The organism is Saccharothrix sp. NBAS 001 (assembly GCF_056640475.1).
Genome location: NZ_CM153251.1, coordinates 9660306 through 9675053, shown reverse-complemented (window position 1 = coordinate 9675053; position 14748 = coordinate 9660306). Strand labels below are relative to the sequence as shown.

Sequence of the window (14748 nt, the reverse complement as noted above, 5' to 3'; positions counted from 1 at the left end):
CATGGTGACCCAGTCGGTGACGATCGCTGTCCCCCTGCTTCTGGTGATCGTGATCCTGTACGCAATCAAGCACAGGAAGACGAAACTCGGGGGTCTGGTGTTGGGCTTCCTGTTGGGAATCAGCCTGACTCCGACCGGTGTGTCCGGCCTGATCGCGGACAAAGTCGTATCGCTTGTCGTGTACCTGGTCGACGCGGTGTCCGGGGTGTTCGTATGACCGGTCCCCGTTTGGTCGGAGAGGGCCGGCGGTGACCGTGACCATTCCCGAACAGAGATCAGGAGGTGAACGCCCGAAACACTATTTCAGCGAAGATGAGCGTTGCGGGCTCGTCAAGTGGCGACGGATAGTCGCTGCCCTGCCGCCCATGGCACCCGACGAAATCGAATCGGCGGCACTGGCGCTCAACGAATTGGCGGCACTGGCGCGAGAGACGGAGTAGGCACGGTGAAATGCAACTGCGTGCGGCACGTCGGCTGATCGGTCGGCAAACGTCTGCGACCCCATGTCCCGGTCCGGGGCATGGGGTCGCAGACGTGCGAGGGGCCGATGCCGGCTATGCGTCGAACGGGTCGGTCGCCTGGTGCACCCGCACCCGGTCCGGCGTGAACCGCTTGTCAGGCTGAGGGTGGATCCTGATCTGCACATCGGTCCCCAAAGCGCTTTTCAGCAACTTGCGTCGAATCTGGACCCCCTTCTCCACCTCCGACTCGGGCAGGAGTGTGGACTGGTCCCACTGTTCGGCGACTTGTTCGGCAGTCAACACTTCGCCGGGATTCGCCGACACCGAACGTTCCTCAAGCTCCTTCAGCTCTTTCTTCAGACGCTGGATATCGGCGTTCAGCGGCCGGTTGGCGGCATCGAACGCCGATTCGGTGATCTCGCGCCGACCCAATCGTTCGGAGATGCGATCCTGTAGCGCGGTCGCGTTGGCGAGTTCCGTACGAACCTCGGTCAGACGGGGGTCGGCCTGCGACCTGCTGTGAGTGAGCGCGTTGACCACTCGCGGGTCGGACAGCCGTGCGATCACGAACAGACGCAACTCCGAATCGAGTGCCCGCATGTCGATACTCATCCGTCCGCATCCCCGATGGGATTTTGCGCAGTAGTAGTCACGACGGGTCTGCCCGTCCGGGTAGGCTCCGTTGTAGTTCGGCTTGCCGGACAACTTGTTGCCGCACCGGGCGCAGTGCACGTGACCACTGCCCACGTAGCGATTGGTGAACGGTGCGCCACGCCGGCGACCGAGGATGATGGCGCGCATCTTCCGCCACTTGTCAGGCGGCGCGATCGGCCTGCCGTCAAGCATCCCGACCTCTTCACCCTCGTATTCGATGATTCCCGCGATGGTCGGACGCATCAGCGTGTTGCGCACCCCGACCTGAACCCAGGTCTTACCTTCCACGGTCCGCAAGCCCGCATCGTTCCACGTACGTGCGACCTCGGATGCGGTGGTCGTTCCGTCCGCGATGCCGATCACCGCTTTGCGGATCGCGGCACGTTCGCGCTGAATCTGCGTATCGGGCAGCATCGGGCGGTCACTCTCGCGCTGACGACGACTTGGCTTCCACCCACGGTCTTTCCGGGGGAACCCGAAACCGGGCTTCCCTCCGGTCGTTCGCCCTTCCGCACGGAAGCCGATGAAACGCTTCCTGATGCGCCGCGACGAGTCATCGCTGGACTTGGCGGCGGCGGCCACCAGTCCCCGTAGTTGGAAGAGGTCTTCAGGGTCGGTCAGGTCGAAGGAACCGTACGTGCTAATCACGCGGAACCCGCGACGCGCGAGATCGATGAGCCGCTCTAGGTCGCGAGGCTGACGAAACAACCTGTCCACGTGCCAAACCGCGATACCCTGACTGATGCCCGATTCCGCACGCTCGATAGCGGTCTCGAAGTCCTTGCGGACGGCGTTGCGTTTCCAAGCCGACTTGCCGTCCCACAGTTCCAACCCCACGACCGCGCCGGCGCTCTTGATCGTCTTCCGGTTGTCCGACTGCTGGGTTTCGATCTTCTCAAGGTCGCCCGTGTCCGGGTTCCACGACAGGCGCGCGTAGGAGTCGATCACGTGCGCTGCGCCGGCGACCAGCGGGTTCAGCGGCCCTCCTTCGGGCCGCTGACCAGCAGGAACACGCTTTGAGGTAGGCATGTCACCACGGTAGGTCACCAAATGACGGTAACCCTACGGGGAGAACACGACTCGCGGGTGCGGGACTGTGTTGGGTGGGAGGGCTGGAGGGGGAAGGGGTGGGTGGGGGGTGAGTGGGTGGGGGGGTGAGTGGGTGGGGTGAGTGGGGGGTGAGTGGGGGGGTGAGGGGGTGAGAGGTGAGCGGGGGTGGGTGGTCGTTGGGGGCATGGGTGTGGAAGGGGTGGGGTGCGGAGGGTGCTGGAGGCGGAAGGGGTGGCTGCGAGGGCTGGGGTGAGAGGCGGGGCAGGGCTGGGGTGAGGGCTTGGGGCGGGGGCGTTTGGGCTTGTCCGGGAGGTGTTTTGGGTGGTCGTTGGGGGCGTGGGCGGGAGCGCGTGCGATCGTGGGGGTATGAGCGGGTCTGGCGAGGTGGGGGCGGCGCTGTCCCGGGAGACGTTGCGGAGTTTGCAGCGGGCTTCCGGGGATCTCGCGGCGGCCAGTGTGGCCGAGATGGAGGAGCGGTTGCCCTGGTTTCGGCGGATGCCCGCCGATCAGCGGGCCGGGGTTTTGTTGCTGATCCAGAACGGGGTGGCCGGGTTTGTTTCCTGGCTGCACGATCCGCAGCAGGCCATTCGGTTGACCGCCGAGGCTTTTCGGGCGGCGCCCAAGGACCTTTCCCGGTGGGTCAGTCTGCGGCAGACGGTCGAGTTGGTCCGGATCGCGCTTGAGTTGTTCGAGCAGTTGTTGCCGAAGTTGGCCGACGGGGACGCCGAGCGGGCTTTGTTGACCGAAGGTGTGCTGCGTTATGGGCGGGAGATCGCCTTTTCCGCGGCGACGTCCTACGCGGCGGCTGCGGAGGCTCGGGGGGCCTGGGACGCGCGGCTCGAAGCCCTTGTGGTGGACGGGATCGTTCGTGGCGACGCCGAGGAGTCGTTGTTGTCGCGTGCGACGGCGCTGGGGTGGGATCCGGCTGCGGAGGCGACGGTGTTGGTGGGCAACCCGCCTTCGGACGATCCGCCTGCTGTCGTCTTCGAGGTGCGGAGTCGGGCGGCCCGGATTTCCCGGCCGGTGCTGCTGAGCGTTCAGGGGTCGCGGCTGGTGGTGGTGCTCGGCGGGGAGACCGAGAGCGGGGACGCGCTGGTTCGGCTGGCGGACGCGTTCGGGGCCGGGCCGGTGGTGGCGGGGCCTTCCGTGTCGAGCCTGGCCGACGCCCATCGCAGCGCCAGTGACGCGTTGTCCGGGTTGCGGGCGGTGGTGGGGTGGCCGGCCGCGCCCCGGCCGGTCCGGTCGCTGGACCTGCTGCCGGAACGGGCGCTGGCGGGCGATCCGGAGGCGGAGTGGCAGCTGGTGGACCGGGTGGCCCGGCCGCTGGAGGACGCGGGCGGTGCGCTGCTGGAGACGGTCGACGCGTTCCTGGAGGTCGGGGGGGTGTTGGAGGCGTGCGCGCGGCGGCTTTTCGTGCACCCCAACACTGTTCGTTACCGGCTTCGGCGGGCTACCGAGCTGACTGGGAGGAACGCCAACGACCCCCGTGACGCTCTGGTGCTGCGGGTGGCGCTTTCCGTGGGACGGCTGGCGCGGGCTCGCGGGTTGTGGTGACGCCTGATCGGGTGTGATGGAAAACGCACGTCCCATTTGGCCTTTTATCGGCCGCCCTCCACAACACGGGACGTCGTTCGACGTTCATCTTTGAGTCACATTTGTAGACACCCTACAAACGTTGCCCGCTCGTTTCGTCTGTGGCGGCATCCCGGGAGACCGCCGAAAACGTGTTCAGTGGGCGGGTGATCGCGCTCCTCGCCCCCGGACAGGGGTCCCAGACGCCCGGCATGTTCACCCCTTGGCTCTCGGTCGAGGGGGCGGACGAGCGCGTCCGGGCCTGGTCCGAGGCGACCGGGCTGGACCTGCTGCGGCTGGGCACCACCGCGGAGGCCGAGGAGATCAAGGACACCGCCGTCACCCAGCCGCTGGTCGTGGCCCTGGCGCTGCTCGCGTTCGAGGAGCTGCGCCGCCGGGTCTCCGTCCCGGTCGAGACCGTGGTGGGCGGGCATTCGGTGGGCGAGCTGGCCGCCGCCGCCATCGCGGGCGTGCTGAGCACCGACGACGCCGTGGCGCTGGCCGCCGTGCGGGGGGCCGAGATGGCCGCCGCCTGCGCGCTCGCGCCGACCGGCATGGCCGCCGTGCTCGGCGGCGAGGAGGACGTGGTGCTGGCCCGGCTCGACGAGTTGGGCCTGGTCGGCGCGAACCGCAACGGCGCGGGGCAGATCGTCGCCGCCGGATCGCTGGACGCGCTGGACAAGCTGGTCGAGAACCCCCCGGAGCGGGCGAAGATCCGCAGGCTCCAGGTCGCGGGCGCGTTCCACACCGAGTACATGGCGCCCGCCGAGGAGGCGCTGCGCGCCCGTGCCGCCACGATCTCCGTGGCCGACCCGGCGCTGCCGCTGCTCTCCAACGCCGACGGTGCCGTGGTGACCTCCGGCGCCGACGTGCTGAACCGACTCATCTCCCAGGTGACCCGCCCCGTGCGGTGGGACTCCTGCCAGGCGACGCTGGGCGCGCGCGCCGTGACCGCGGTGGCCGAACTGCCGCCCGCGGGCACGCTGACGGGCCTCGCGAAGCGCGAACTGAAGGGCACCCCCACCTTGGCAGTGAAGACCCCGGACCAGCTCGACGCGCTCGTGGAGCTGCTGGAGGCGTCCGCATGACCTCCCTCGCCGCCCACTCCGGGCCCGCCGGCACCCGAATCCTCGGTCTGGGCAGCTACCAGCCCGAGACGATCGTCAGCAACGACGACCTCGCGCAGACCATGGACACCTCCGACGAGTGGATCCGGGACCGCGTCGGGATCGCCAACCGGCGCTTCGCCAAGCCGGACGAGAAGCTCGTCGACATGGCGATCTACGCCGGCCAGAAGGCGATCGCCGACGCCGGGCTGGAGCCCGCCCAGATCGACGCGGTGCTGGTCGCGACCTGCACCATGCCGTCGATGATCCCGAACGCGGCGGCGCAGGTGGCCTACCGGCTCGGCGTCCAGGCCGGTGCCGCGTTCGACCTCAACGCCGCGTGCGCGGGCTTCTGCTACGGCCTGGCCACCGGCTCCGACCTGGTCCGCGCGGGCACCGCGAAGCACGTGCTGGTGATCGGCGCGGAGAAGCTCACCGACTGGGTGAACCCGGTCGACCGGTCCACCGCGATCATCTTCGGCGACGGGGCGGGCGCGGCGGTCGTCGGGCCGTCCGACGAACCCGGCATCGGGCCGGTGGCGTGGGGCAGCGCCGGCGACCTGTCGGAGATGATCCAGGTGCCCGACCGGCACTCGTTCATCTTCCAGGAGGGCCAGTCGGTCTTCCGCTGGGCCACCACCCAGATCGCCCCCATCGCGCTGCGGGCGGTCGAGCTGGCCGGCGTCGAGCTGTCCGAAGTGGACGTGTTCGTGCCGCACCAGGCGAACCTGCGGATCATCGAGGCGATCGCGAAGCGGTTGCGCGCCAAGGGTGCGCGTGAAGACCTCGTGATCGCGCGTGACATCGTGGACTCGGGCAACACCTCCTCCGCCTCCATCCCGCTCGCGCTGGACCACATGCGCGCCGCGGGCGAGGTGCGCAGCGGGGACGTCGCCCTGCTCGTCGGCTTCGGTGCCGGCCTGTCCTACGCGGGACAGGTCGTCCGACTGCCGTGACCCGACACCAGACTCCGGTGGGACAGCCCGGCCGGCGGAAGCAAGAAGGAAGGGATTTTCAGTGAGCAACGAGGACATCCAGAAGGGGCTTGCGGACATCGTCGAAGAGGTCGCCGGTGTCGAGGCGGCCGACGTGACGGTCGACAAGTCCTTTGTGGACGACCTGGACATCGACTCGCTGTCCATGGTGGAGATCGCCGTGCAGGCCGAGGACAAGTTCGGCGTGAAGATCCCGGACGACGAGCTGGCCAACCTCAAGACCGTGGGCGATGCGGTGAACTACATCGCCAGCAACGCATGACCACTTCCAACGACGTCGTCGTCACCGGGCTGGGTGCCACCACCCCGCTCGGTGGCGATGTCGCCTCCACCTGGGATGCTCTGCTCGCCGGCCGCAGCGGTGTGACGCCGCTGGTGACGGACTGGGTGGAGCGGTTCGAGCTGCCCGTGCGGATCGCCGCGCGGCTGGCGGTCGAGCCGACCGAGATCCTGCCGCGCGTCGAGGCGCGCCGACTGGACCGCTGCGAGCAGGTCGCGGTGGTCGCCGCCCGCCAGGCGTGGGCGGACTCCGGGCTCGGTGAGGACGGCGTGGAGCCCGAGCGGCTCGGCGTGATCGTCGGCACCGGCATCGGCGGCGCGATGACGCTGCTGGAGCAGGACGACCTGATCGAGGCGTCGGGGCTGCGCAAGGTGTCCCCGCTGACCGTGCCGATGCTCATGCCCAACGGCCCGGCCGCGCACGTCGGCCTGGACCTGAAGGCCCGGGCGGGGGTGCACGCGCCGGTCTCGGCGTGCGCGTCCGGCGCGGAGGCGCTGGCCTGGGCGTGGCGGATGCTGCGCGCGGGCGAGGCCGACGTGGTCGTGGCGGGCGGCGCGGAGGCGTGCATCACCACGATCACCATGGCGGGCTTCATCCAGGCCCGGACCATGAGCACCCGCAACGACGACCCGGAGCGGGCCTCCCGCCCGTTCGACGTCAACCGGGACGGCTTCGTGCTCGGCGAGGGCGCCGGGATCCTGGTGCTGGAGCGCGGCGACTTCGCCCGCGCCCGCGGCGCGCGGATCTACGGCACGCTCGCGGGCATCGGCACCAGCTCCGACGGCCACCACATCACCGCGGCCGACCCGGAGGGCCTGGGCCAGTCGCGGGCGATCGCGACGGCGCTGCGCAACGCGGACGTCGCCGCGTCCGACGTGGGCCACGTCAACTGCCACGCCACGTCCACCCCGGTGGGCGACGTGATCGAGCCGCAGGCCGTGCGCCGGGCGATCGGCGACCACCCGGTGCTGACCGCGCCGAAGGGCAACCACGGTCACCTGCTCGGCGCGTCCGGCGCGGTGGAGGCGATCACCACGCTGCTCTCGGTGCGCGACGGCATCGTGCCGCCGACGCTGAACCTGGAGAACCAGGACCCGAAGGTGCAGTTGGAGGTGGTCACCGGCGAGCCGCGCAAGATCGACCTGGTCGCGGCGGTGAACAACTCGTTCGGGTTCGGCGGGCACAACGTGTCCCTGGTGTTCACCAACCCCTGAGGTCCGGCGGGGGTTGTCGCGGTGCGAGGGGTCGTCTCCAGTGGGGGCGGCCCCTTTTCGCGCCGGCAGGTGGTGAACCGCGAGCTGTCGACAGGGGGTGGGCTGCGAGCTGTCAGCAGGGGGTGGGCTGCGAGCTGTCAGCAGGCGGTGAACTGGGAACTGGAGCCCTCGGTGCCGAAGTCGACCCTCAGCGTGCCCGCTTCCTCCTGCACGGGGTAGACGACCCGCCAGCGGATGCAGTCGGCCTGGAGGTCGGCCGGGGCCTTGGCGAGGTCCTGGGTGCTGATGAACGTCATCAGCACGCGCAGCCGGGTCGGTGACACGGTCTCCACGCGGTGCACCAGGATGGTGCCGTTGCGGGTGGTCTCGTAGTCGGACTCCCAGCGGGCGCGGGGGGTGCGGGCGACGCGTTCGGCGGTGACGGCGCCGGCCCACTGGTCGTAGTCGCGGTCGTTGATGGCGTCGAAGTAGCGCTGGAGCAGGGCGCGGACGCGCTCGCCGTCCGGGTGCAGGGCGGCGTCCGGGCTGCGCTGCACGGTGGGGCTGCCGGGCTGGTCGGCGCGCGGCACCGGGGACGAATCGGACGGCAGGGCGATCCGGTCGCCGACTGCCTGCGCGGGCCGCTGGTAGACCTCGCGGGCCAGCGCGCCGGTGGCGGCGGTCAGCGCGGCGACCACCAGCACCGCGGGCAGCAGCAGCCGGGAGGACACACCGATCAGCGTGCCATATGCCGCCGAACGCAGGAGTGGCCACCCGATCGGCGCAGCGCGGAACCCGATCCGTGCGGGTACGGCGGCTCCCGACCAGGAGCGATAATTGGCCAAACCCGAACTTCGGCCCATATTCAACACCCCTTCGGACGATTAAGACGTTTAATCGCCGAACCCCGCCCCGATAGGACCAGACCACCACGCCCGGTGACCGAATCCGCAAAACAGCGGAAATTCAGCCGATTCCGCAGGCTGCCCCCACGGGCGAAGGTGAACGATCCGGTGCCGTTTAGCGGCGACACCCCCGGACCCCCATACAGAGCAGTGCCAAACATGGCATCCGGGTGGTTCCTCTGCATCCGATACAACCGAAAGTGCCTGATCGAGCAGTACCCGGCCGCACGAATGGCCCAGCCAACTCCCCGATCTGGCGGATTGGCCTCCACCGGACCCCCGTGCGGGAATATGCCGGTCCCAGAAATAACCAGGAGGCGAATTCCCGTGGATCTCCGCTATGAGGCTTACTGCTTCGCGGACCGTCTCTTCTACGACGTGCAAAGCTCCACGGAAACCGCTGCCGACGATTTCTCGCAGGTGCTCCCGGAGCTGCCGGCGGACTGGGCCCGGGCTGATCTCACGATCTGGCGCTACCTCCAGCCGGCCGGTGCGGTGCTGCCCCGCCAGGGCTGGAAGATCCACGTTTCGGCCACCGTCCGGGAGGCCGCCGAGGTGCTCCTGGCGTGCTACGACCACCTGGTCGAGCGGCGCATCCCGTTCAAGTACCTGCGCACCAAGTCGATCGTGCTGGCCCGGAACTCGAAATACGCCCCGCGCGAGGCGAGCGGCAAGCTGATCACCATCTACCCGGCCGACGAAGCCCAGTTGGAAACGACTCTGCGGGAGCTGGACGAACTGCTCGGCGGACGTCCCGGCGCGTACATCCTGAGCGATCTCCGGTACTCCGCCGGCCCGTTGTTCGTCCGTTACGGCGGTTTTGTCGAGCAGTGGCTGGAGGTCGACGGCAAACGCGTGCTGGCGATCGAGGGGGCGACCGGCGAACTGGTCCCGGACCAGCGCAAGCCGACGTTCTGGGTGCCCGACTGGATCACCTTGCCGAAGTGCCTCGAAGAACACCTGGCGGCCCGCAGGGCGGGTGACGCCGACGCGTTCCCCTACCGGGTGACGCAGTCGCTGCACTTCTCCAACGGCGGCGGCGTGTACCGGGCGACCCGCAAGTCCGACGGCGTGGAAGTGGTGCTGAAGGAAGCGCGCCCGCACGCCGGGCTGGACCGCGACGACGTGGACGCGGTCGCCCGGCTGCGCCGCGAGCACGACGTGCTCACGCTGCTCTCCGGCGTGCCCGGTGTGCCCGAGGCGCACGAGCGGTTCTCCGCGTGGGAGCACGAGTTCTTCGCGATGCAGCCGGTGCCGGGCCGCCCGATCGGCCAGTGGCTCGGGCAGCACTACCCGCTGACCCACTACGACGTCGGCGACGTCTCCGAGTACACCGCGCGGGCGCTGGCGATCGTGGCCGACGTCGAGCGGATCGTGGCCGACGTGCACGGGCGCGGCGTGGTGTTCAGCGACCTGCACCCGTTGAACGTGCTGGTGGACGAGGACGACTCGGTGTCGCTGATCGACTTCGAGCTGGCGTTCCGGGTCGAGGAGGACCGCAAGCCCACCCTCGGCTCCCCCGGTTTCCAGGCCCCGCCGGACCGGTCCGGGTTCGAGATCGACGAGTACGCGCTGGCCGCGCTGCGGCTCTACGTGTTCCTGCCGCTCAACGCGGTGATCGAGCTGTCGCCCGCCAAGCTGCGCCACCACGTGGAGTTCATCCGCCGCCGGTTCGACCTGCCGGACGAGTACTGCGACCGGATCGTGGAGGTGCTCACGCCGCGCGTCGACCCGCCGGCGCGGCTGTCGACCGCGCTGGACGAGCCGACGCCGGACTGGGCGGTGGTGCGCAAGTCGATCGCCTCGGCGATCCTGGCGAGCGCCACGCCCAAGCGCCACGACCGGCTGTTCCCCGGCGACGTGGAGCAGTTCGAGGTGGGCGGCGCGTGCTTCGCCTACGGGGCGGCGGGCGTGCTGCACGCGCTCGACGTCGCGGGCGAGGGCCGCTACCCGGAGCACGAGCGGTGGCTGCTGGACTCGCTGCGCCGCGACCCGCCCAAGGAGCCCGGTTTCTACACCGGCGCGCACGGCATCGCCTACGTGCTGGAGAACTTCGGCTACCACGACGAGGCCGACGAGCTGGTCCGCGCGTACGCCGAGCTGCTGCCCGAGACCAAGGACCACGGGCTCAACGCGGGCCTGTCCGGGATCGCGCTGAACCTGCTGCACTTCGCGGGCACCCGGGACGACGAGTCGTTCGCGGACCGGGCGTTGGCGCTGGGCGACCGGCTGACCGGGATGCTCGCCGACGCCCCGCCGCCCGGCGACAAGGCCCGCGCGGGCCTGCTGCACGGCTGGTCCGGCCCGGCGCTGCTGTTCACCCGGTTGCACGAGCTGACCGGCGAACAGCGGTGGCTGGAGCAGGCGGAGCGCGCGCTGGACCGCGACCTCGCGGAGTGCATGACCGCGCTGGACGGCTCCACCCAGGTCCGCGACGGCAACCTGCGCACCCTGCCCTACGTCGGCATCGGCAGCGCCGGGATCGCGTTGGCGCTCAACGAGTTCGCCCGGGTCGTCCCGGACGCCGCGTGCTCGGCCCGGCTGCCCGAACTGGTCTCCGGCCTGACCTGCGAGTTCGTCATCCAGCCGGCGTTGATGCTGGGCCGGGCGGGGCTGCTGGCCACGCTCGCCCAGGCGGGCGGCACCCGCGAGTCGGTCGACCGGCACCTGGCCGCGCTGGCCTGGCACGCCGTGCCCTACCGGGAGGGGCTGGCGTTCCCCGGCATCCAGCTGCGCCGGCTGTCGATGGACCTCAACACCGGCGGGGCGGGCGTGCTGCTCGCGCTCGCGTCCGCCGTGGACGGCGTGCCCGCACTGCCGTTCCTCAAAGCCCCGGCCCTCGCGGGCCGGTTGCAGTAACCCGTTTCCCCCAAGGTTCCATCCGACGATCCCTAGGAGTCGACATGGATTTCATCCTCGACCTTCAGGACATGGACACCCCCGAGGTCCAGTCCAACGCGATGGCGAGCGGCGGCAGCAGCGGCGGTGGCGGCGGCAGCACGACCGCGTCCAGCGCTTCCCTGCTGCTCCCGTGCAGCCACTCCTCCGCGAGCCTGCTGCTCTGCTGATTCCCGCCCGCGGATGAGAACGCCGGTGAGCGGCGCAGGCGAAGTGCGCCGCTCACCGGGTCCCACGAGGGTCCGGCCGCGGTCTCCCGGTTCACAGCCGGGTGGCCCGCGCCGGGCCCTCGCCCATGATGCCCCCCGCCTGGCTGGAGCACCCCGTGTTGCTGAGAACGGTCGTCCTGCGCGATCCGCGCTGGCTGCTGCTGGCCGGCAACGCCCTGCTCGCCACCACCGCCGGGCTGCTGCTGCCGACGGCGCTCGCGGGCGCGGTGGACGTGGCGTTGGCGGGCCGGCCGGACCCCGGCACCGTGCTGTGGCTCGCGGGCCTGGTCGGCGTGGAGGTGGTGGGCGACGCGATCGGCGTGGTGCTGGCGGCGTCGATCGCCGCGCGCGGCACGGCGTTCCTGCGCCGCAAGGTGATCGCGAAGCTGGCCGCGCTGGGCCACCCGGGCCGGTTCGAGGCCGGTGACGCGGTCAGCCGGCTGACCGGCGACAGCGCGATCGCCGGGAACTTCGCGGTGCTGCTGGTCAACCTGGGCATCACCGTGCTGACCGCGTGCGGCGCGGTGGTGGCGTTGACCCTGCTGGACTGGCGCTTGGCGGCGGTGTTCCTGCTGAGCGTGCCGTTGGCGTTGTTGCTGGTGCGCTCGCACATGAAGCTGACCGCCGACGACGTGGCGACTTATCAAGAGGTGTCGGGCGAGCTGTCGGCGCGGCTGCTGGACGCCGTGGGCGGTCTGCGCACGATCGCCGCGTCCGGCCGGGCCGACCAGGAGGCCGACCGCGTGCTGCGGCCGCTGCCCCGGCTCGCCGCGGCGGGCGTCGGGATGTGGCGCACCCAGGCGAAGATGATCTGGCGGGCCGGGCTGCTGCTGCCCGCCGTGGAGCTGGCGGTGCTGACGGCGGCCGGGTTCGGCGTGGTGGCCGGGCGGCTGACCGTCGGCGACGTGCTGGCCGCGATGGCGTACGCGGCGCTGGGCCTGACCGTGGTGGGGCAGGCGGCCGTGCTGACCGCGGTGCAGCGGGCGCGGGCGTCGGCCGTGCGGATCGACGAGGTGCTGGCCGAGGAGCCGGTCGCGGCGGGCACCCCCGGCTATGCGCCGCCGGGCGCGGTGGAGCTGCGCGGGGTGGGCGTGCCGGGCGCGCTGCACGACGTGGACCTGCTGGTGCCCGCCGGGGTGTTCCTGGCCGTGGTCGGGCGTTCCGGGTCGGGTAAGTCGGCGCTGGCGGCGGTGATCGGCGGGCTGACCGCGCCGTCGTCCGGGCAGGTGGCGCGCGGCGGGTCGGTCGGCTACGCGTTCGAACGGCCGGCGCTGCTCGGCTCGACCGTCGCGGACAGCGTCGCCTACGGGACGTCGGCGGGCCGGCCGGAGGTCGAGCGGGCGTGCCGGGCGGTGCGGGTGCACGACGTGGTGGTCCGGCTGCCCGACGGCTACGACACGCCGATGGCGGACACGCCGCTGTCCGGTGGTGAAGCGCAACGGCTCGGGCTCGCGCGGGCGGTGGTCCGCGACCCGCAGGTGCTGGTGCTCGACGACGCGACGGCCAGCCTGGACACGGTGACCGAGTCCGCCGTGGAGCGCGCGGTGGCCTCCGCGCTGCCCGGCCGGACGCGGGTGGTGGTGACCCACCGGGCGGCGACCGCGCGCCGGGCGGACGCCGTGGTGTGGCTGGAGGACGGGCGGGTGCGCGCGATGGCCTCGCACCTGTCGCTGTGGGAGAACGCGGAGTACCGGGCGGTGTTCGGCTGATGGGGCCGTACTTGCGCGCGCTGGCCGGGCGGCGGCGCGCGGTGCTGGCGCTGCTGGGCTGGTCGGTGCTGGAAGGCGTGCCGGCGCTGCTGGGCGGCCGGCTGGTCGGGCTGGCCGTGGACCGGGGGTTCGCGGTCGGCGACGTGTGGACCGGCGTGTGGTGGCTGGTGCTGTTCGCGGCCCTGGCGGTGCTCGGCGGGTTCGGGCTGCGGCAGGTGTTCACCCGGCTCGGTGACGTCGTGGAACCGTTGCGGGACGGGCTGGTCACCGCGATCGTGCGGGGCGTCCTGCACGACGGCCGGTCGCACCGCAGGCAGCCCGACGCGAGCGCGGTCGCCCGGATCACCCGGCACGTCGAGGTGGTCCGGGACGCGACCGCCGGGCTGTTGATCCAGGCCCGCGCGCTGCTCGTGACGACCACCGCGGCGCTGGTCGGCCTGGCCACCGCGGTGGCCTCGCTGGCGTGGCTGGTGGTGCTGCCCGTCGTGGCGGCGCTGGTGCTGTTCGGCGCGCTGCTGCCGTCGCTGGCCCGTGGTCAGCGGGCGCTGGTGGTGGCCGACGAGGACGCCGCCGAGGCGGCCGGCACGGTGCTGCTGGGGATGCGGGACGTGGTCGCGTGCGGCGGGCGGGAGCGGGCCGCCCAGGACGTCGGGCGGCAGGTGGACCGGCAGGCGCGGGCCACCGTGCGGATGGCGTGGTCGACCGCGCTGCGCGGCGTGGTGATCTCGGTCGGCGGGTTCCTGCCGCTGGTGCTGCTGCTGGTGCTCACGCCCGGCATGGTCGCGGCCGGCGCGCTCACCGTCGGCGAGGTGCTGGCCGCCGTGGTGTACCTGGGCACCAGCGTGCAGCCCGCGCTGCGCCGGCTCGCGGACACCACCAGCACGGTCGTGCTGCGGCTGGCGGTGGCGCTGCGCCGGCTCGCCGAGGCCGCGCCCGAGGTGCCGCCGGAGACCGGCGAGCTGGTGCCCGGCGACGGCGGGGTCGTGCTGCGCGGCGTGACGTTCGGGTGGGGCGAGCACGCCGAACCCGTCGTGCGCGACCTGGACCTGGAGTTGGCGCCCGGCGCGCACCTGGCCGTGGTGGGGCCCAGCGGCATCGGCAAGTCGACGCTGGCCGGCCTGGTCACCGGGCTGGTCGCGCCGCAGGCCGGGACGGTGCTGCTCGGCGGCGTCCCGGTGCGCGAGGTGCGGCCGGCCGAACGCCACCGGCGGATCGCGCTGGTGCCGCAGGAGACGTACCTGTTCACCGGGACCGTGCGGGAGAACCTCGCGCTGTTCGCGCCGGGCACCGGCGACGACGAGCTGCTGGCGGCGGTGGCGGCGGTGGGCGCGTCGGACGTCGTGGCGCGGCTGGGCGGGCTGGACGGGGCGCTCGGCCACGCAGGCGGCAGCCTGTCGACGGGCGAGGCGCAGCTGCTGGCGGTGGCGCGGGTCTACGCGTGCCCGGCGGACGTGGTGATCCTGGACGAGGCGACGTCCAACCTGGACCCGGCGGCGGAGGCCGTGGTGGAGCGGGCGTTCGCGGCGCGGGGCGGCATCCTGGTGGTGATCGCGCACCGGCTGTCGTCGGCGCTGCGGGCCGGGCAGGTGCTGGTGATGGACGGCGGGCCGGCACTGCTCGGGACGCACGAGCGGCTCGTGGAGCGGTCCCCGACCTACGCGGACCTGATGGCGGCCTGGCAGCCGATCACCGCCCGCTGACACCGCAGAAATCGGA

Annotated in this window: 13 protein-coding genes; 11 read left to right on the top strand and 2 right to left on the bottom strand. The window is 71.5% G+C overall.

Annotated elements, in window-relative coordinates:
- Nucleotide 1: 1 nt before the first annotated feature.
- Together AC0HI0_RS43840 and AC0HI0_RS43835 are read left to right on the top strand one after the other, a co-directional pair.
- Nucleotides 2–217 (top strand): hypothetical protein, encoded by a 216-nt coding sequence (locus AC0HI0_RS43840; RefSeq protein WP_015100018.1) that lies wholly within the window; start codon nt 2–4, stop codon nt 215–217.
- A 31-nt stretch (nt 218–248) separates the two neighbouring features.
- A complete protein-coding gene (locus tag AC0HI0_RS43835; protein WP_480929357.1) occupies nt 249–440 on the top strand; it encodes a hypothetical protein in 192 nt (63 codons plus the stop codon).
- 114 nt (nt 441–554) lie between these two features.
- Here the strand turns inward: AC0HI0_RS43835 and AC0HI0_RS43830 are convergent, their stop codons facing one another.
- Nucleotides 555–2162 (bottom strand): recombinase family protein, encoded by a 1608-nt coding sequence (locus AC0HI0_RS43830; protein WP_480929356.1) that lies wholly within the window; start codon nt 2160–2162, stop codon nt 555–557.
- A gap of 369 nt (nt 2163–2531) precedes the next feature.
- Here AC0HI0_RS43830 and AC0HI0_RS43825 point away from each other — a divergent pair, with 369 nt between their 5' ends.
- From AC0HI0_RS43825 to AC0HI0_RS43805, 5 genes are all read left to right on the top strand, one after another.
- A complete protein-coding gene (locus AC0HI0_RS43825; protein ID WP_480929355.1) occupies nt 2532–3719 on the top strand; it encodes a PucR family transcriptional regulator in 1188 nt (395 codons plus the stop codon).
- A gap of 185 nt (nt 3720–3904) precedes the next feature.
- On the top strand, nt 3905–4825 hold the full coding sequence (locus tag AC0HI0_RS43820) for an ACP S-malonyltransferase (RefSeq protein ID WP_480929354.1): 921 nt from the start codon (nt 3905–3907) through the stop codon (nt 4823–4825).
- Entirely contained in the window at nt 4822–5799 is a 978-nt protein-coding gene (locus tag AC0HI0_RS43815) for a beta-ketoacyl-ACP synthase III (protein WP_480929353.1), read from the top strand. Before AC0HI0_RS43820 ends, AC0HI0_RS43815 begins: the two co-directional genes overlap by 4 nt.
- 61 nt (nt 5800–5860) lie before the next feature.
- The gene (locus tag AC0HI0_RS43810) at nt 5861–6100 is read left to right on the top strand and encodes an acyl carrier protein (RefSeq protein ID WP_015099009.1); all 240 of its coding nucleotides are present in this window, start codon (nt 5861–5863) and stop codon (nt 6098–6100) included.
- Entirely contained in the window at nt 6097–7332 is a 1236-nt protein-coding gene (locus tag AC0HI0_RS43805) for a beta-ketoacyl-[acyl-carrier-protein] synthase family protein (protein ID WP_480929352.1), read from the top strand. Before AC0HI0_RS43810 ends, AC0HI0_RS43805 begins: the two co-directional genes overlap by 4 nt.
- A 137-nt stretch (nt 7333–7469) precedes the next feature.
- On the opposite strand, the gene AC0HI0_RS43800 is transcribed toward AC0HI0_RS43805, so the two are convergent.
- On the bottom strand, nt 7470–8042 hold the full coding sequence (locus AC0HI0_RS43800) for a hypothetical protein (protein WP_480929351.1): 573 nt from the start codon (nt 8040–8042) through the stop codon (nt 7470–7472).
- Nucleotides 8043–8543: 501 nt separating this feature from the next.
- On the opposite strand from AC0HI0_RS43800, the gene lanKC reads away from it, so the two are divergent.
- The 4 genes from lanKC to AC0HI0_RS43780 all read left to right on the top strand — a co-directional run bounded on the left by lanKC (nt 8544) and on the right by AC0HI0_RS43780 (nt 14732).
- Nucleotides 8544–11075 (top strand): class III lanthionine synthetase LanKC, encoded by a 2532-nt coding sequence (gene lanKC / locus AC0HI0_RS43795; protein ID WP_480929350.1) that lies wholly within the window; start codon nt 8544–8546, stop codon nt 11073–11075.
- A gap of 44 nt (nt 11076–11119) precedes the next feature.
- Entirely contained in the window at nt 11120–11284 is a 165-nt protein-coding gene (locus AC0HI0_RS43790; protein ID WP_480929349.1) for a SapB/AmfS family lanthipeptide, read from the top strand.
- A gap of 128 nt (nt 11285–11412) precedes the next feature.
- Nucleotides 11413–13032, top strand: a complete 1620-nt coding sequence (locus AC0HI0_RS43785) for an ABC transporter ATP-binding protein (protein ID WP_480934522.1) — start codon at nt 11413–11415, stop codon at nt 13030–13032.
- A complete protein-coding gene (locus AC0HI0_RS43780; RefSeq protein WP_480929348.1) occupies nt 13032–14732 on the top strand; it encodes an ABC transporter ATP-binding protein in 1701 nt (566 codons plus the stop codon). The genes AC0HI0_RS43785 and AC0HI0_RS43780 overlap by 1 nt, the downstream gene beginning before the upstream one ends.
- Nucleotides 14733–14748: the final 16 nt, after the last annotated feature.